This window comes from Austwickia sp. (genome assembly GCA_016699675.1).
Lineage (GTDB): Bacteria > Actinomycetota > Actinomycetes > Actinomycetales > Dermatophilaceae > Austwickia.
In genome coordinates, this window is sequence record CP064985.1 from 3,138,568 (window position 1) to 3,156,614 (window position 18,047).

General features: G+C 72.0%; 12 protein-coding genes and 3 pseudogenes. 12 read left to right on the plus strand and 3 right to left on the minus strand.

Annotation, left to right across the window (positions count from 1 at the left end):
- Positions 1–40: 40 nt before the first annotated feature.
- From IPK37_14345 to IPK37_14370, 6 genes are all read left to right on the plus strand, one after another.
- Entirely contained in the window at positions 41–745 is a 705-nt protein-coding gene (locus IPK37_14345; GenBank protein QQS02896.1) for a hypothetical protein, read from the plus strand.
- A 132-nt stretch (positions 746–877) separates the two neighbouring features.
- Positions 878–1,564, plus strand: coding sequence for a sigma-70 family RNA polymerase sigma factor (locus IPK37_14350; GenBank protein QQS00097.1), 687 nt, complete (start codon positions 878–880; stop codon positions 1,562–1,564).
- Positions 1,561–1,881, plus strand: a complete 321-nt coding sequence (gene rsrA / locus IPK37_14355) for a mycothiol system anti-sigma-R factor (protein QQS00098.1) — start codon at positions 1,561–1,563, stop codon at positions 1,879–1,881. The genes IPK37_14350 and rsrA overlap by 4 nt, the downstream gene beginning before the upstream one ends.
- Positions 1,882–2,851: 970 nt before the next feature.
- Positions 2,852–4,180, plus strand: a complete 1,329-nt coding sequence (locus tag IPK37_14360; protein ID QQS00099.1) for an HD domain-containing protein — start codon at positions 2,852–2,854, stop codon at positions 4,178–4,180.
- The gene (locus tag IPK37_14365) at positions 4,177–5,487 is read left to right on the plus strand and encodes a hypothetical protein (GenBank protein ID QQS00100.1); all 1,311 of its coding nucleotides are present in this window, start codon (positions 4,177–4,179) and stop codon (positions 5,485–5,487) included. Before IPK37_14360 ends, IPK37_14365 begins: the two co-directional genes overlap by 4 nt.
- A gap of 118 nt (positions 5,488–5,605) precedes the next feature.
- Positions 5,606–6,895, plus strand: a complete 1,290-nt coding sequence (locus IPK37_14370) for a nucleotide sugar dehydrogenase (GenBank protein QQS00101.1) — start codon at positions 5,606–5,608, stop codon at positions 6,893–6,895.
- A 50-nt stretch (positions 6,896–6,945) separates the two neighbouring features.
- Here the strand turns inward: IPK37_14370 and IPK37_14375 are convergent.
- Positions 6,946–7,709 (minus strand): annotated as a pseudogene (locus IPK37_14375) (IclR family transcriptional regulator).
- A gap of 75 nt (positions 7,710–7,784) precedes the next feature.
- Between IPK37_14375 and IPK37_14380 the strand changes: the two are divergent.
- From IPK37_14380 to IPK37_14395, 4 genes and pseudogenes are all read left to right on the plus strand, one after another.
- A pseudogene (locus IPK37_14380) lies at positions 7,785–9,120 on the plus strand (aromatic acid/H+ symport family MFS transporter).
- A 44-nt stretch (positions 9,121–9,164) separates the two neighbouring features.
- Positions 9,165–10,298: a cupin domain-containing protein gene (locus tag IPK37_14385; GenBank protein ID QQS00102.1), complete on the plus strand. Its 1,134-nt coding sequence runs from the start codon at positions 9,165–9,167 to the stop codon at positions 10,296–10,298.
- Entirely contained in the window at positions 10,295–11,500 is a 1,206-nt protein-coding gene (locus IPK37_14390) for a fumarylacetoacetate hydrolase family protein (protein QQS00103.1), read from the plus strand. Before IPK37_14385 ends, IPK37_14390 begins: the two co-directional genes overlap by 4 nt.
- A gap of 41 nt (positions 11,501–11,541) precedes the next feature.
- Positions 11,542–12,850, plus strand: a pseudogene (locus IPK37_14395) (FAD-dependent monooxygenase).
- Between the two features lie 71 nt (positions 12,851–12,921).
- Here the strand turns inward: IPK37_14395 and IPK37_14400 are convergent.
- Positions 12,922–13,974: a UDP-N-acetyl glucosamine 2-epimerase gene (locus IPK37_14400; GenBank protein QQS00104.1), complete on the minus strand. Its 1,053-nt coding sequence runs from the start codon at positions 13,972–13,974 to the stop codon at positions 12,922–12,924.
- A gap of 182 nt (positions 13,975–14,156) precedes the next feature.
- On the opposite strand from IPK37_14400, the gene IPK37_14405 reads away from it, so the two are divergent.
- Positions 14,157–15,245, plus strand: a complete 1,089-nt coding sequence (locus tag IPK37_14405; GenBank protein QQS00105.1) for a DegT/DnrJ/EryC1/StrS family aminotransferase — start codon at positions 14,157–14,159, stop codon at positions 15,243–15,245.
- Positions 15,245–16,237 (plus strand): Gfo/Idh/MocA family oxidoreductase, encoded by a 993-nt coding sequence (locus IPK37_14410; protein QQS00106.1) that lies wholly within the window; start codon positions 15,245–15,247, stop codon positions 16,235–16,237. The genes IPK37_14405 and IPK37_14410 overlap by 1 nt, the downstream gene beginning before the upstream one ends.
- Positions 16,238–16,291: 54 nt before the next feature.
- Here IPK37_14410 and IPK37_14415 read toward each other — a convergent pair whose 3' ends face one another.
- Entirely contained in the window at positions 16,292–17,848 is a 1,557-nt protein-coding gene (locus IPK37_14415; GenBank protein QQS00107.1) for a VCBS repeat-containing protein, read from the minus strand.
- Between the last annotated feature and the right edge of the window lie 199 nt (positions 17,849–18,047).

An 18,047-nucleotide genomic window follows, 5' to 3' on the forward strand; every position in this document is an offset into this window, starting at 1 on the left:
GACCCGAGCCGCCGGTGGTGCCGCGCCGAAAACGCCCGGCGTGGCCGAGGAGGCCCGGGGGACCGATGCGGCGGGTGCCGACGGCGTACGCCGTACCGTCCGCGCTCTCGACACCCCCCACGGCTCCGCCCGAGCGCACGCGTGGACCCCGCCGCAGCCGGTCGGAGCCCTGGTCCTTTCGCACGGCGCCGGTGCCGGCTCGGGGGACTGGACCCCGGACCTGGCGGCGCTCACCAGGCTCGCGACCGACCCGCGGCCGTGGCAGGTCGTGCTCGTCGAGCAGCCCTGGAAGGTGGCCGGGCGCAAGGTGGCGGCGCCGCCGCGGCAGCTGGACGCCGCGTGGCTGGCCATCCTCGCGGGCCTGCGGGCCGGCCCGGATCGCCTCGCTGTCCCGCTGGTCGTCGGGGGCCGCAGCGCGGGGGCTCGCGTGGCCTGCCGTACGGCGGGGGCGGTCGGCGCCGACGGTGTCCTCGCGCTGGCCTTCCCGTTGCACCCGCCCGGCAAGCCCGCCGCGAGCCGCGCCGCCGAGCTGGTGGGGGTCGCGGTGCCAGTCCTGGTCGTTCAGGGGGGCACCGACCCCTTCGGCCGACCCGCGGAGATCCGCGCGGCCGTCCCCGAGGCCCCCGTCGTCGCCGTCGCGGGCGGGCACGGCTTCTCCCGCGACCCCGGCGACGTGGTCGCCGCGGTCCGGGACTGGCTGACGAACCGGTACGCCGGGGAATGCGTCCCCGCCGACCCGCGTTAACGCCCCCGTCGGAGTCGTCGCCACCCGCGAGGAGAACCGTTGTTCCTCACCCATCCCGCGCTGCCTGAGGGGCAGCTGCTCACGCCGGGCTCAGGAAGTGGGCAGCGATCCGCCCGGTTAGGCTTGAGCGCGATGAGCGAAACGAATCGGACCCCCGGAGCGCTGACGGCGGACCTGGAACCGGCCGAGCCGAGTGACCCCACCGCGGAGCCGAGCACTGCGGAGCTGGTGGACGTGGCCAATGAGACGCCGCAGGAGCGGGCGGCCCGCTTCGAGGCTGAGGCCCTGCCGTTCCTGGACCAGTTGTATTCCGCGGCGCTGCGCACGACCCGCAATCCCGCGGACGCCGAAGACCTGGTGCAAGAGACCTATGCCAAGGCCTTTGCGGCGTTCCACCAATACCGCCCGGGGACGAACCTCAAGGCGTGGATGTATCGCATCCTCACCAACACCTACATCAACTCCTACCGCAAGAAGCAGCGCCAGCCGCTGGAGTCCGACGCGGCCGAGGTGCAGGACTATCAGCTGCACCGCGCCGAGTCGCACACCTCCCGAGGCCTGCGGTCCGCGGAGACCGAGGCGCTGGACCACCTGCCCGACTCCGACGTCAAGCGCGCCCTCGCCGAGATCGGCGAGGACTTCCGGCTGGCCGTCTACCTCGCCGACGTCGAAGGCTTCTCCTACAAGGAGATCGCCGAGATCATGGACACCCCCATCGGCACCGTGATGTCTCGGCTGCACCGCGGCCGTCGTCAGCTGCGGGAGCTGCTCACCGACTACGCCCGGGAGCGGGGATTCCTCGGGGGTGAGGCGCAGTGAGCCAGCACGCCGAATCCCACGCTGCCCACCCCGGACCCACGGACTGCTCCGAGGTGCTGCTTCGGGTCTACGAATACATCGACGACGAGATGACCGCGGAGGACGTCGCCCGCGTGCGCGCCCACCTCGACGAATGCGGGGAGTGCATGACCGCGTACGAGCGGGACCTGCTGCTCAAGGCGCTCATCCGGCGGTCGTGTGCGTGTGAACCCGCGCCGGAGACGCTGCGGCTGTCGATCATGACGCGGATCACGACGGTGCGGGTCGACTACGACGCGGTGCGCTACGAGGAGCACGTGCGGTTCGAGGAGCGCTGAGCCCCCGTACGATGCGTGCGCCCAGACGCCCGAAGGGGCCCTCCCAGGTGGGGAGGGCCCCTTCGGCTGTCCGGCGGACCGCTCAGGCGTTGGGCTTGCGCCCGTGGTTGGCCTTGTTCTTCTTGCGGTCGCGACGCTTGCGGGCACGCTTGCTCATCGTCCTGCTCCTCGTGCTGGCTGCTCTCGCCCGGGCTGTCCTGGCCCTGGCCGTCCTCGCCGCGGGGCCGCGGCGGACTTCGGCTCAGTCTGACACATCGCGGCGGAGAGCCGGGCACCTACCCTGGGGGGGCGGGGTCGAGCGGGGCCCGCTCTTTCCGGACCGTGCCACTGAGGGCAGAATATGTCGCTAAGACCGTGCATTTCCTGGACGTGCGTCCAAAACGAGTGGTCCTTGAATGTGCGCGCTTTCGGAACGGGATGCCCAAACTTTAGTATAATTTCTCAACGGATTCCCCTCAGAAGTCGACGAGATCGCCTTGGAGTGTCAAGATTGAGAAGTCGACCTGCTCCGGGTCGACCGAGTCGGACTCAGGCGGCCGACGGACTCCCGCGAAGGGGGGGGTCGACGAGGCTGTAGGGTTCGCCCCGCCCCCCTCATCGCGCTGCACCAGCCCTGCAGCGCAAGGAGAATTTCCATGACACCCCTCACCATCCGTCGGCGCACCATCTTTTGGCAGCCGTGATCTGATACAACTACCACCATGCGCACCCAGCGAGGTCGTTCGTGACAGAACATCCCGCACCGGGGGGGTCCTCACGCAAATCGTGGGGGCCCTTTGCGTATGTCCTCAGCATTGCCATCGGTTGGCTGTTCATGGCCGTCGTCGCCGTTCGTGATCTTTCCCTCACCGGCGCTGACATCCCCGGCATCGCCATTTTTCTCGCCTTGTCAGTGGTGAGTGTGCGCACCATGGACTTGCCAACCACCGGTGCGGCTAACTCATTCATGACGGCTATCTTGCTGGCTTGCATGGTTGTTTACGGCCCGCTCATTGCCGGGGTGATCGGCCTGTTGGTCCCGCAGATCGACACGAAGTACGGTCGGTCCATCGTTCCGGTCTTCAACGGCGTGATGACGGGATCGATGACCCTGGCCGGCGGACTGGTGTTCCGACTCGTCGGCGGCGGTCACGTCCTCCCGCTGGGGGAGACGGGAACGCCGCTGCTGCGGCACCTGGGAGCCCCCTTGCTCGCCGCCGACCTGGCGATGTTCGTGGTGAACGTCGCCGTCCTCGGCGGCATGATCGCGATTTCGGGGGGTAATCCGCGCCATGTTCTGGCCGGCAGTATCCGTGAGTTGGTCCCGCTCTACCTCGGCTACGCCCTAGTCGCGTTCGTCTTCGTCTTGCTGTGGGGGCCAGCGGGCGTCGGCCCGTTAAGCGCGGTGCTCATCTCGGCGCCGCTGGCGATCGCGCATTTCGTCTATGTCCAGTACGGCGACGAGGTCCGCGCCCACGAGCGCATCGTCGGCATGTTCGCGCGGGCCGGCGACGGCCCCGACGGTCGCGTCGCCGCCCACGGCGCGCGCGTTGACGAGCTCTGCCAGTTGATGGCCGGTCAGCTCGGCCTGACCGAGCACGAGCGCCGAACATTGGGCTACGCGGCGCATCTGCACGACATCGCGATGAAGTCCGTCGTGCGGGCCACCGACGTCCAACGCGGCGGAACGGGGCCGTACACCAACGTGCAGGCCCTCTTGCCGCACCCGGAATTGGCCGAGCGCATCGTGGCGGGCATCCCCTTCCTGCACGAGGCTGCCCCCACGATCCGGTCCCACCATGAGCGCATGGATGGGCGCGGCTATCCCGACGGCCTGGTCGGCGAGCAGATCCCGCTCCAGGCGCGAATCCTCGCTGTCGCCGACGCGTTCGACGCCCTGACGACCTCGCGCGGGGAACGCGCAGCGCTCGACACCCATGGAGCCCTCGCCGAGCTGCAGCTCTCCGCCGGCGCCCAGCTCGACCCCCGGGTCCTGCAGGCCCTGACCGTCGCGCTTCGGGGTCGGGAGCGGCCCGGCCACGACGACCCGTTGAACGAGGGGTCTTGGCTCTGGGACCACCACACCCTCCCCGCCATGTCCGATGTCATCGCCGACGAGCTGTCCAGTGGGGGCGCCATCGCGGCGACCGCGCCGAACACGCCGGATGCGCCACCGGCGGACGACTCGTCCCGCGCCGCCACGAGCCTGGGCCCCGACGATGACGCGGCCCGAGAGCACGGCTCGCGGTCCGCGGCCCCGCGGCGGGCCAGGGTCCGGACGGTGCGAACCCCGCAGGAGCCCCCGGGGGGCGCACGGTGACCGCCACGCACACCCGCGTGGTCGTGCTGGCATTCGTCGCGCTGTCCGTCGTCCTCGGCATGCTCATGCCGGGCAACGTCCTGCGCGGCGCCCATGGTCACTGGGCCGCGCTCCTCTTCTACGTGCTGCTCATCGCCGTCGCGGAGCAGTTCCGGTTAGATATCCCGGGCCGGCTCCCCACCTCATCGATCTCCGCGGCGGCCGGCATGGGTCTCGCGGTCACCACCAAGCTCGATGGTTACCCCTTCTGGTGCTCCAGCGCCGAGGTCCTCGTCGTCGTCCTGCTGGGGCAGTGGGGCGGCCAGGCGGTGCTCGTCGCGCGGGGCAGAATGCGGTGGGACGACCTGGACACGGCCCTCGACGCTGCCATTCGGCTCTTCACGGTGGCGGTCGCCGCGGCGATCGTCCGCGAACTCCCGCTGTTCCGGGGCGCCACCCTCGAGGTCGCCGGCCAGGACTGGCCCGGCTGGCTGCTGGCGTTCGTCATCGTCGGCATCGGCCTGTTGACGGCCCTGTTCGAGGCCCCCCTGCGGTCTGTGGGTCGCACGGCCGCCCTGTTCGGTGGCTGGCGCACCCTCGCCCCCGATGACGCGCGCAGCCACTACCCGCTCGGTGCCGCCGTCGCGGCCACGGGGGCCCTCATCGCGCTCACCAGCTCAGTCCTCGGACTGGTCGCGGTTCCGCTGCTGCTCGCCTTCCTGGGGCTCACCGATTTCGCCGTACGCAGATTCGTGCACGTCCAGGACACCTACGCCCAAGCGCTGCGGTCGCTGTCGCGCATGCCGGAGATCGTCGGTTATGTCGCCGAAGGCCACGCCGCGCGGGTCAGCGAGCTGGCCCGCCTCATGGCGCGCGAGATGCGGATGTCGGAACGCGAGACCGAGGCCCTCTCGAGCGCCGCGCTCGTGCACGACCTGGGCCAGCTGGAGCTACGCCGTACCCTTCCCCGGGGCGCCACTGTCCAGGCCGCGCCCAGCGATCAGCAGCGGATCGCCGACCGGGGGGCCATGCTGCTGCGCGAGGGCGGCCCGCCCGGGCCCCTCGCGAACCTGCTCTGCAACCAGTCCGTCCCCTACCACCGGGTGATGTCGGGCCGCGCCGACGTGCCGATCGGGGCGCGAATCATCAAGGTGGCCAACGCTTTTGATGACTACGGCGGTCGCCTCGGACCGGACTACGCGGAGGCTCGCCGGGCCGGGATGGAACGGATCTATCTCGGATTGGGGTACGAATACGACCCGCGCGTCGTCGAGGCCCTCAGCCGCGCCCTCAACCGGTTGCACCCCGCCCCGGACCCCACGGACTGACGCCAGGCCGCCCCGCCGTCCGCGTGGCCTGCGGCGCAGCGCCTAAGATCGGCTGGGGCCGCGCGGCCCGCGGCGGGGCTGCGGCGCCGAACGCGCCACACCAGGGAACGAGGGGCCTGTGAACATCACCGTTGTCGGACTGGGGAAGATCGGCTTGCCCCTGGCCGTGCAGTTCGCCGCCCAGGGCCACACCGTGCTCGGGGCCGACGTGAAGCCCGACCTGGTGGACCTGGTGAATCAGGGGGCCGAGCCCTTCCCGGGGGAGGCCGAGCTCGGCCAGCGCCTGGCCGCTGCCGTCGACGCCGGTCGCCTGCGCGCCACGCTCGACACCGTCGCCGCGGTCGCCGCGAGTGAGGCGGTCGTCGTCGTGGTGCCCCTGCACGTCGACGCCGACGGGGTGCCCGACTATCGCACGATGGAGGCCGCCACCCGCAGCATCGGGGCGGGGCTGCACCCGGGGGTGCTGGTGTCGTACGAGACGACGCTGCCCGTGGGCACCACCCGGGACCGCTGGAAGCCGCTGCTGGAGGAGGTCTCCGGGCTGGTCGAGGGCCGCGACTTCCACGTGGTGTTCTCCCCGGAGCGCGTCCTGACCGGGCGGATCTTCGCCGACCTGCGCAAATATCCCAAGCTCATCGGCGGCCTCTCGCCGCAGGGGGGGCAGCGCGCCCGCGAGTTCTACGAGTCCGTGCTCGACTTCGACGAGCGGCCGGACCTCGACCGCCCGAACGGCGTCTGGGACCTCGGCACCGCGGAGGCGGCGGAGATGGCCAAGCTCGCCGAGACGACGTACCGGGACGTGAACATCGGCCTCGCTAATCAGTTCGGGCGGTTCGCGGCGAGCCGCGGCATCGACATCTACCAGGTCATCGAGGCGAGCAACTCCCAGCCGTATAGCCACATCCACCGCCCCGGCATCGCCGTGGGAGGCCACTGCATCCCGATCTACCCCCGGCTCTACCTGCACACCGACCCGGACGCGACGGTGGTGCGGGCGGCCCGCGAGGCCAACCTGGAGATGCCCGCCTACACGGTGGGGCTGGCGGCGGCCGCGTACGGCGACCTGGCGGGAGCCCGCGTCGTCGTGCTCGGTGCGTCCTACCGCGGCGGGGTCAAGGAGACGGCGTTCTCGGGGGTGTATCCCACCGTCGATGCCCTGCGCGCCCGCGGCGCCGACGTGCTCGTCCACGACCCGATGTTCCGCCCCGAGGAGCTGGCCGAGCTGGGCTTCGCCCCGTGGCAGCGCGGCGAGCCCGCGGACGTCGCCATCTTGCAGGCCGATCACGCGGATTACCGCGAGTACGGCGCCGCCGACATCCCCGGCGTGGCCGTGGTCGTCGACGGGCGCAAGGCCCTCGACCCGGACCGATTCGCGGGGGTCACCTTCGTCGTCGTGGGCCGCGGCTGACGCCGCGGTCGGGATGTGCCCCTGTTCTCAGTTGCCGAACCCGAACAACGTCACAACAGTCGGGCGATGGCCTGGGCCGCATCGCGCAGGGCCGCGTCGAGGCGGGGCAGGTCCTGCGGGGTGTACCGCACGCTCGGCATCGAGATCGACAGCCCCGCGATCCCGGCGCCGTCGGGGCCGGGCACGGCCCGGCCGACCGCGACCAGCCCCCGCTCGGACACCCCTGGTTGACGGCGAAGCCGCTCTTGCGGATTCGCGCCAGGTCCTTGAGGAGTCGCTCGACGTCGGGTCGCTCGTCGGGGCGGTCGGCGTACCGTTCCGGCGCGTACAGCGCGGCGAGAGCGGCATCGTCGAGCTCGGCGAGCAGCACCCGGCCGCCCGCCACGCGGTGGGCCGGGAACACCATCCCCTCCCGATTGCCCACCCGCAGGGCCTGGCTGCATTCGACGCTCGCGACGAAGCGGGCGGTGTCCCCCGTGCGGATGATGAGGTTGGCGGTCTCGCCGATGCGGGCGACGAGGGCCTCGATCGGGCCGAGCGAGGCCTCCCGGAGCCGCGCGGTGGCGGAGTGTGAGGCGCCTGCTAGCTCGAGCACCGGCCCGGCTCGATATTCGCCCGAGTCCTCGTGCAGCGCGAAGTCGCGGTAGACGAGCATCGCAAGGAGGCGGTGCGCGGTGGAGCGCGCGACCCCGAGGCGGTTCGCGGCCTTCGTGACCGTGATCGAGCCCTCCAGCTGCAGCCATGCCGCGATCCGGAGGGCGTGGTCGACGCTGGCAACGGCGTACGGCGGGGGGGTCTTCAGGTCTTTCGGCATGTGCCCAGTCCAGCACGTGTTCTGCAAGACAGAAAATTGGATTCTGCTGATTAGAACAGCGGGACCTTGGTGGACATGACAAGCACACTGGTCTCCGAGCGGCCCACGGGGCTGCGTACTCGTCCCGCATGGCTGGTCATCCTGCTGTGCTGGCTCATCGTGGTCTTCGACGGCTACGACCTCATCGTCTACGGCACCACGATCCCGTCCCTCCTCAAGGAACCCGGGTGGGGCCTGACCGCAGCTACCGCCGGCTTCATCGGCAGCCTGGCCTTCGGCGGCATGCTCGTCGGCGCCCTCGCGGCCGGCGCCCTCGCCGACCGCCTCGGCCGGCGCCGCACCATCCTCTGGTGCACGCTGTGGTTCTCGTTGTTCACGGCGCTGTGCTACTTCGCTCCCAACCGGGAGATCTTCGGCCTGCTGCGCTTCTTCGCCGGCCTCGGCCTGGGCGGCCTCGTCCCGTCCGCCAACGCCCTGACTGCCGAATTCGTCAGCGCCAAAACGCGCTCCGCCGTCTCGACGATCATGATGTCGGGCGTGCCCATCGGCGGCACGGCAGCCGCGCTCATCGGCACCTCCGTCATCCCGGCCGCCGGATGGCGACCGATGTACGCCGTCGCCTCCGCCGCCGTCCTGGTCCTCTTGCCGCTCTGCGTCGTCTTCCTGCCCGAGTCGCCCACCTGGCTGCGAGCCCACGGCCGCCCCGACGAGGCGGCGCGCATCGACGCGACGTACGGCATCGACCACACCGCCGACGAGCAGGTCCACGGGCACCGCGAAGACCACGCCACCGGTATCGGCGCCATCCTGCGCGCGCCCTGGCTGCTCGCCACCGTGATGTACTCGATCGCGACCGTGGCCACGCTCTTCGCGTGGTACGGCCTGGGCATCGCTGCCCAAGCTCATGGGCAGCGATGCCCGGTTCGACATGGGCAACCCGCTGAGATTCCTCATCGCGCTCAACGTCGGCGCCGTCCTCGGCTCCATCATCACGGCGTGGGCCGGTGTCCGCTTCGGCCCGATCAAGAGCGCGATTGCCGCGGCCGCGCTCGCCGCCATCGGCCTGGCCTACCTGCTCACCTACCCGAGCAGCGTCCTGCCGGTGTACGCCGCGCTCATCCTGGCCGGCGTCGGCACCCACGGCACCCAGTGCCTCATCATCGCGGCCGTGGCCAGCCACTACCCGGCCAAGCTGCGGGGCACCGCGCTCGGGTTCGCCCTCGGCGTGGGCCGGCTCGGGGCGGTCCTCGCCCCGCAGGTCGGCGGCTGGCTCCTGGAGGCGAACCTCGGCGTCGGCAGCAACTTCCTCGCCTTCTCCATCGCCGCCGGTCTCGCCGCCGTCCTGCTCCTGGTGACCCTCGCCGCGACCAAGCCGGCCTCGGACAAGCCCGTCACGGTCCTCGCCCACTAACCCCTGCACCCGGGCCGACCGCCCGGCCCCCGAAAGGAACCCCCATGACCTCACCCGCCCTCGTCGCGGTCGACGCGCCCGGCCAGCCGGTCGCCACCCCCGAGCTGCAGGACCTCTACCGCGGCTTCGACCAGCAGCGCCTCGTCCCCCTCTGGACGCAGATCGGCGACCTCATGCCGCGCTGCCCCACGACCAAGGCCCAGCCGCACCGCTGGGAATGGGCCGCACTGCTCGACCTCGCGGGCCGGGCCGGCGATCTCGTCCCCGTCGGCCGCGGCGGCGAACGCCGGGCCATCGCGCTGGCCAACCCGTCGCTCGGCGGCCGGCCCTACGCGACGCCCACGCTGTGGGCCGCGATCCAGTACCTGATGCCCGGCGAGGACGCCCCCGAGCACCGGCACACCCAGAACGCCTTCCGGTTCGTCCTCGAAGGCTCCGGTGTGTGGACCGTCGTCGAGGGCGACCCGGTGCCCATGCACCGCGGGGACTTCCTGCCCCAGGCCGGCTGGAACTGGCACGCCCACCACAACGCCGCCACGACCCCCATGGCGTGGCTCGACGGCCTCGACATCCCGTTCCAGTTCGAGGTCGAGGCCCAGTTCTTCGACTTCGGCCGCGAGGAGCTCACCCCGGCCGAGCACGGCACGCCCGAGCGCAGCCGGTCGCAGCGCCTGTGGGGACACCCGGGGGTCGCCCCGCTCGCCCAGCTCGGCCGTCGCGAGGGCAGCCCGCTGCTGTGCTACCGCTGGGCCGACACCGATCGGGCGCTCGCCGACCAGCTCGACCTGGAGCGCGAGGGCCACGCGGCCACCGTCGAGCCCGGCCACGCCGCGATCCGGTTCACCAACCCCACCACCGCGGGCGACGTCCTGCCGACCATCCGCACCCAGTTCCACCGCATCGTCCGCGGCGCCCAGACCGCGCCCCGGCGCGAGACCGGATCGTCCGTCTACCAGGTCTTCGACGGCTCCGGGGTCGTCACGGTCGGCGAGCAGACCTGGACCGTGTCCCGCGGCGACCTGTTCGTCGTCCCGTCCTGGCAGCCCCTGTCGATCCGCTCGGAGGCCGCGCCGTCCGACTCCGACTCCGGCGCCCTCGACCTCTTCCAGTTCAGCGACGCGCCGATCTTCGAGCGCCTCAACCTGGCCCGCACGCACACCGAAGGGAACCTCTCGTGAAACTCGCCACCATCCGCCGCTCCGGCCACACCACCGCCGTACGCCTCGACGGCGACGCGCTCGTCGACCTCGGCCAGCCCGACGTGGGCGCGGTCCTCGCGCAGCCCGGCTGGGCCGCGGCGGCGCAGGCCGCCGACGGGCCCCGGTACGCCGTCGCCGATGCCGACTTCGCCCCCCTGGTCCCGCAGCCGAGCAAGGTCGTCTGCGTCGGGCTCAACTACCGCAACCACATCCAGGGGATGGGCCGGGACCTACCCGAATACCCCACCCTGTTCGCCAAGTTCGGGGACTGCCTGATCGGCGCCCACGACGACATCGTGCGGCCCCCCGAGACCGAGAAGTTCGACTGGGAGGTCGAGCTGGCGGTCGTCATCGGCGCGCCGGTGCGCCGGGCCACCGCGGCGCAGGCCGAGGCGGCCATCGCCGGATTCACCGTGCTCAACGACATCACCTGCCGCGACTGGCAGTTCCGGACCCGCGAGTGGCTGCAGGGCAAGGCCTGGGACGCCACGACTCCGGTCGGGCCCTATCTGGTCACCCCCGACGAGCTGCCCGGTGGGGTTCGCCCCGCGCTCGACGACTCGCTGCGGTGGGTGGCCCAGGGAACCGCCCTGTCGGCTTCCCAGATCGCGGGGCTGAGTCCGGAACAGTACGCCGAAGCCTCGGCGCTGCCCGGATGGACCCGGGCCCACCTCGTCGCCCACCTGGCGGCCAATGCCGACGCGCTGCGCAACCTCGTGCGCTGGGCCGCCACCGGCATCGAGACCCCGATGTACGCCTCGTCCGACCAGCGCGCCCAGGACATCGAGGACGGAAGCCGTCGCCCGCCGGCCGAGCTGCAGGACTGGTTCGGCACCGCCGCCGCCCGCCTGGAGCGCGACATGGCGGCCCTGAGCGAGGAGCAGTGGGCCGCCCCCGTCGTCACCGCGCAGGGCCGCACCGTCCCGGCCGCTCAGATCGGCTGGCTCCGGGCCCGCGAGGTTCTGGTCCACGCGGTCGACCTGGCCACCGGCCTGCGGTTCGCCGACCTCCCCGACGACTTCCTGCTGGCGCTTCAGGACGACATCGTCACCAAGCGCGGCGTACGGCCCGACGTGTCGGGCTCGCTGCCCGACGTCACCGCCTACTTGGCCGGCCGTCCGGCCGAGGGCGTCGTCGGCGCCGACGGCCGGCCCGCCCCCGCGCTGGGCCCCTGGCTCTGACGAGCCCCCACCCCACCCCCGTTCCTGACAAGGAGAGAACCATGACCACCTCATCGCGACCCGACGTCCTCATCGTGGGCGGTGGCATCGGCGGCCTCGCCGCCGGCATCGCCCTGGCCCGGCAGGGCATCAAGGTGCGGCTTTTCGAGCGATCCAAGACCTTCGGCGAAGTCGGGGCGGGGATGCAGATCGCCCCCAACTGCACCCGGATCCTGAACGAGTTCGGCCTGCTCGACGAGATCAAGGCCCTCGGTGTTCAGCCCAGCGCCATGGTGATGCGCGACGCCGTCGACAACACCGAGCTCACCCGGCTCGACCTCGACGATCTGGAGCGCAAGTACGGCTTCCCCTACCTGGTCATCCACCGCAGCGACCTGCACGGCACCCTGCTGCGCGCCTGCGAGCGCCTCGGCGTCGACCTGGTCACGGACAGCCAGGCCGTCGGCTTCGCCAACACCGACCACGGGGCGGAGGTGACCTTCTCCGACGGGCACGTGGAGACGGCCGAACTCGTCATCGCCGCGGACGGCCTGCACTCCGTGGCACGCAAGTTGCTCTGCGACGACCAGCCGGTCAACTCGGCGTACGTCGCCTACCGCGGCGCCGTCCCCATCGAGATGGTGCGGGAGAACAACGTGTCCGACACCGACGTCGTGCTGTACGTCGGGCCGGGGTGCCACTTCGTGCAGTACCCGCTGCGCGGCGGCGACATGTTCAACCAGGTGGCGGTGTTCGAGTCGCCGAAGGCCCTGGCCGGCGAGGAGGACTGGGGGACCCCCGACGAGCTGGACGCCGCCTTCGAGGGCTTGTGTGAGCCGATCCAGACCGGGCTGCCGCTCATGTGGCGGGACCGGTGGTGGCGCATGTTCGACCGCGACCCGATCGACAACTGGGTGCACGGGCGGATTGCGCTGCTCGGGGATGCGGCGCACCCGCCCCTGCAGTACATGGCAGGGCGCGATCATGGCCATCGAGGACGCCTGGGTGCTCGGCGAGCACGTCGCCGCCCAGCGGGCGGTCCGCGGCGCCGCCGCCGGGTCCGGTGCTGACTCAGGCTCCGACGCCGGCTCCACCATCGACTGGGACGACGTGCTCACGGCGTACAACGCCGTCCGTCCGGAACACTGCCGCCGGGTCCTGTCGACCGGCCGCGTCTGGGGGGAGCTGTGGCACCACGACGGGGAGAAGCGGCTGCAGCGCAACGAGATCCTGCGCAGTCGGGACACCTACGACTACATCTTCACCGAGTGGATCTACGGTCCCACGGCCCTGCGTCCCGACCAGGAGCCGGAGCTCTACCCCGTGATCCCGCTCGACTCGGTGCGCCTGCCCGAGGCGGTCACGGCCTGAGGACCGCCGTCGCGAGCCACGCCCACCGTGACCCGCCGAACGGCGTACGCCGTCGTTCGGCGGGCCCGCCCTCAGCCCCGCTGCAGCTCGGCGACGATGGCCCGCGCCGCCGTACCGTCCCCGAACGGTTGCTCGCGCGGTGCCCCCGGGGCGGGGCGCAGGGCCAGCGCCGCCAGCCTGGTCACGTCGCGCTCCAGGACGTTCCAGCCGCCCTGCAACGTCTCCGGCCACTCGGTCTCCGAGCGCAGCGTGGTGCACGGGACGCCGAGGACGTAGGCCTCCTTCTGTACGCCCGCCGAGTCGGTGACCACCCCCTTCGCGCCGCGCAACAGGTGGATCATCTGGAGGTAGGTGAGCGGGGGCACCCGGCGGATGCTGCCGACCCGCAGGTCGACCTGGTGCCGCTGGGCCGCCCGGAACAGGCGCGGGTTGGTGACCAGGAGCACCGGGGCGGCCAGCGCGCCGAGGGACCTGACGATCTCGGCCAGCCGGTCCGGGTCCGCGATGTTGGCCGAGCGCTGCAGGGTGGCGACGACGTACGGGCCGTTCGTGGGGGGCACGCCCAGCGGCGGCCGCTGCTGCACGCTGGCCAGCGCGGAGTTGAGCACGTCGACCATGACGTCGCCGACCAGGCGGGTGCGCTCCGCGAGCCCCTCGCGGGTCAGGTGCTCGACCGCGCCCACGGTTGGGGCCAGCAACAGGTCGGCCGTGTGATCCGCCGCGACGCGGTTGCGTTCCTGCGACATGGCCCGGTTGTACGACCGCAGGCCGGCCTCGACGTGCGCCGACTTCAGGTGCAGCGTGGCCGCGGTCAGGACGGTCGCGAGCGTCGTGTCCGTGTCGCCGTAGGCGAGCACCCAGTCGGGCCGCCGCTCGGCCAGCTCCGCCTCGAGCGCCACCAGCACCTCGGCCGTCTCGCCGGTGGCGGAGGGGGGCTCGATCTCGAGGTGGACATCCACCCCGGGCAGGTCGAACCGCTCGAACAGGTCGGCGTACATCGCCTGGAGATAGGCCGGCCCGGTGTGCATGACCACGTGCTCTGCGCCTGCGTCGGCCAGCGCCCGCGCCACCGGCGCCAGCTTGACGAACTGCGGCCGTGACCCGACGACACTGACCACCTTCACGGCTCGCGTTCCTCTCCGGGGAGCCCGCTTCGATAGAGTCGAGGCTGGATCGCCGCGCGTCGCCGCGTGGCGTGGTCCCGGCCCGTACCCGACGGTACCGCGGGCCGACCAGATCGGGCGCCGCACGGCCGGCTCAGCTTGTGCCCTCCCGCAGCCATCGTCGAAAGAGGTCCTCCGCCGTCATGAACGACTTCATCCCGCCTGCGAAGCCCCTGATCGGCGACGAAGAGATCGAGGCGGTGACGCGAGTCCTGCGCAGCGGGATGCTCGCCCAGGGACCCGAGGTCAAGGCCTTCGAGGAGGAGTTCGCGGCGCACTTCCGGCTCGGGCGGCCCTGCGTCGCCGTCAATTCCGGCACCTCGGGCCTGCACCTCGGCCTCCTGGCCGCCGGCGTCGGCGCGGGGATGGAGGTGATCGTCCCGTCCTTCACGTTCGCCGCGACGGCGAACTCGGTGGCGCTCACGGGCGCCACGCCGGTCTTCGCCGACATCGAGCCCGACAGCTTCTGCCTCGATCCCGCGGCGGTCGAGGCGGCGGTCACCGACCGCACCGTGGGCGTCCTGCCGGTACACCTCTATGGGCATCCCGCGAACATGCCGGCGCTGCAGGCCGTCTGCGAGGCCCGCGGCATCAAGCTGTTCGAGGACGCCGCGCAGGCCCACGGCGCCGCGCTGAACGGGACACCCGTGGGGGCCTTCGGCGCGTTCGCCATGTTCAGCCTCTACCCGACGAAGAACATGACCTCCGGCGAGGGCGGGATGGTCTCCTGCGCCGACGAGGAGATCGCCCGGCTCGTGCGGCTGTACCGCAACCAGGGCATGGAGATGCAATACCACAACGAGGTGGTCGGGCTGAACAACCGGATGACCGACCTCCACGCCGCGATCGGACGCGAGCAGCTGAAGAAGGTCGACGCCTGGACCGCCCAGCGGCAGCAGAACGCCGCCTTCCTCACGGCCAACCTCGCCGGGGTCACCCCGCCGCCGGTCGCCCCGGGCGCGGTGCACGTCTACCACCAGTACACGGTGCGCGTCGCGGACGACCGGGACGGCCTGGCGAAGGCGCTGCGCGAGGAGCACAACGTCGGATCGGGCATGTTCTATCCGGTGCCCAACCACCGGCTCAAGCCCTTCCAGGCGGACGTCGACCTGCCCGAGACCGAGCGGGCCGCGCGGGAGTGCCTGTCCCTGCCGGTGCACCCGAGCCTGAGCCAGGCCGACCTGGAGCGGATCGTCACCGCCGTCAACGCGCTGGCCACGGCGGGTGCGTGATGGCGAATCTGCGCGCCGGCCTCGTCGGACTCGGCATGATGGGCCGCCACCACGGTCGGGTGCTCAGCACCCTGCCCGGGGTGGATCTCGTGGCGGTGTGCGACGCCCAGGGCGACCCGCACCACGTCGCCAAGGGCCGTCCCCTGGTGGCCAGCGTCGAGGAGCTCCTGGCCATCGGCATCGACTACGCGATGGTGGCGGTGCCGACGGCGTACCACGAAGAGATCGGCACGAAGCTGGCCGCCGCCGGCGTGCACGCCATGGTGGAGAAGCCCCTGGCCCAGGACACGGCGGCCGCCGAGCGGCTGGCGGCGGCGTTCGAGACCGCCGGACTGGTGGGCGCGGTCGGCCACATCGAGCGGTTCAATCCGGCGTTGCAGCAGGCCCGCAAGCGCCTCGCCGACGGGGAACTCGGCCAGGTATATCAGGTGGTCACCCGGCGACAGAGCCCGTTCCCGGCGCGGATCTCCGACGTCGGCGTGGTCATGGACCTGGCCACCCACGACATCGACCTCACCGCGTGGGTCACCCAGCAGCCCTTCACCCAGGTGGCGGCGCACACGGCGTACAAGAGCGGTCGCAAGTACGAGGATCTGGTCGCGGTCACCGGGCGGCTCGCCGACGGCACCGTGACCAGCCACCTGGTCAACTGGCTCACGCCCTTCAAGGAGCGCGTCACGGTGATCACGGGGGAGCGGGGCGCCTTCGTGGTGGACACCTTGCTCGCCGATCTGACGTTCCACGCCAACGGCTCGACCGAGACCCCGTGGGAGGGCATCGCCCAGTTCCGCGGGGTGACGGAGGGCGACTCCATCCGCTACGGCTTCACCAAGAAGGAGCCCCTGCTGCTGGAGCACGAGGCGTTCCGGGACGCGGTTCTCGGCGAGCCGTCCGACATCGTCACGATGGCCCAGGGCCTGGCCACGGTCCGCACGGCGCAGGCCGTGCTGGAGTCCGCGCGGTCCAACCGGACCGTCGACATCGCCGCCTGACCCGACGGCTCACCGCCGGCGCTGGCGGCTCACCGCCGCGCCGGCGGCTGGACGTCAGAGGATGAGCCGGAAGGCGCCGAAGCCCACGCCCGTGGTGACGGTGTCGCCCCAGGTGCCGCCGGCCTTGGCGGGATAGCCGAGGATCCGCCCGTCGTAGGTCAGGCCCAGCACGTCGGCGTAGCCGTTCCGGTCGTAGTCGCCGGAGCTGCTGACCTGCTTGAAGGCCCAGCCGTTGCCGATCTTCTGGCCGGTGCCCCACAGGCCACCGGTGGGCAGCGTGGTGTACACGCGCATGTCGCCGTTGGGGGCGATGCCCGTGAGGTCCCAGCGACCGTCGCGGTCGAAGTCACCCATCGTGAACAGCGAGGTGAAGCCGCCGAAGCCGACGCCGACGATGGTGCCGCCGGTCATCGTGCCGTCGCTGACGAACCAGTACCGGCGGATGTTCCCGACGGCGTCGCGGGCCAGCACGTCGAAGTTGCCGTCGCCGTCCAGATCGCCCATCGGGACGATGCCGGTCATGCCGTTCCAGCCCTTGCCGACCTGCTTGGATCCGACGGTGAACCCGCCGGCGCCGTCGCCGTAGTACGCCATCAGCCGACCGTCGCTGAACCGAGCCATGATGTCGGCGCGTCCGTCGCCGTTGAGGTCGCCGGGCGATCCCAGCCACGTCGCCCCACCCCAGCCCCAGCCGGCCCGGATCGGGCTCTTCAGGTGCAGGTCGCCGGTCGCCGGCCACAGCTGCAGGTCACCGCCGGCGTTGACGGTCAGCAGGTCGGCCAGCCCGTCGCCGTCGAAGTCGCCACGGGTCTTGGACGCGGCGCTGCAGGTGTAGACCTCGATGTCGTCGAGGTACATCGTCGAGTTGGTCGCCGGCTTGGCCGGGAAGTTCGCGAACCGCACGTCGAGGGAGTTCGCGTCGGCCGCCGTGATCGCGTCCGTCACGTCCAGGGTCACCAGGCCCCACGAGCTGGACGGCGCGGCCCAGCCGGACTCGGCGTTGACCGCGACGTACGCGGCGTCGTCCGGGTAGTCGCCCTTGATGGCGTACCGCAGGATGGTCCGGCCGCCGCCGCTGGTCACGTAGGGGATGGCCAGCGGCCAGTAGCCGGTGTCGGCGCTCGGCTGCGTGCTGGGGTCGGTCGCGCTGATCGAGGACTTGGCGGCGTAGCTGCCGGTGCGGCCGCCGGAGACGATGGACCACCCCTTGGTGTACGTCGCCTCGGGCAGGACCCGGTCCTCGAAGCCGCCGGCGTAGAGCGTGCGGGCGCGCGTCATGCCGGCCGGGCACTCGGCGCCGGTGGGGAGCTGCCGCAAGGCGTCGGCCGCGGCGGGCAGCACCTTCGTCGCGGCGTCGCCCGCGGCGGCCGCGCTGCCCGCTGGGGCGGCGGCCCCGGCGGGCAGCGCCTGCGGCGTCTGGTCGGTGAGGCCACGCGCCGCCGCCGGCACGAAGGCCGGGGCGTCCGTCGCGACGTCGGGTCGCATGCCGAGTCCGGCCGGCGCGGCGTGGCTGGCCGCCGCGGACAGGCCGGAGCCGAGACAGGCGGCGAGGGCCAGCGAGGCGGCGCCGAGGGCGCGCGCGCGGGAGCGGCGGGAGGGCACAATTCGCATGGTTGACCTTTCGACCGGGGCCGCAGCGACCTGAGCCAGGCGACCCCCCGCGACGGGAGTCGGGGCGATTTTTCCCGACCCGTGCCGTGCGTCCTGCCCGACGCGACCTCGTCGGCGCACCTGTCGGCGGCCCCCTGCGCCGAGGCTGGCAGGTCCAGCCTGCCCCGCCGAGGCCCCGTTGACGGGGAGCCGCGCGCGG

Coding starts and splice junctions, on each gene's coding strand:
- IPK37_14350 (QQS00097.1), top strand. CDS start 878: ATGAGCGAAACGAATCGGACCCCCGGAGCGCTGACGGCGGACCTGGAA.
- IPK37_14360 (QQS00099.1), top strand. CDS start 2,852: ATGGTTGTTTACGGCCCGCTCATTGCCGGGGTGATCGGCCTGTTGGTC.
- IPK37_14385 (QQS00102.1), top strand. CDS start 9,165: ATGACCTCACCCGCCCTCGTCGCGGTCGACGCGCCCGGCCAGCCGGTC.
- IPK37_14405 (QQS00105.1), top strand. CDS start 14,157: ATGAACGACTTCATCCCGCCTGCGAAGCCCCTGATCGGCGACGAAGAG.
- IPK37_14410 (QQS00106.1), top strand. CDS start 15,245: ATGGCGAATCTGCGCGCCGGCCTCGTCGGACTCGGCATGATGGGCCGC.
- IPK37_14415 (QQS00107.1), bottom strand. CDS start 17,848: ATGCGAATTGTGCCCTCCCGCCGCTCCCGCGCGCGCGCCCTCGGCGCC.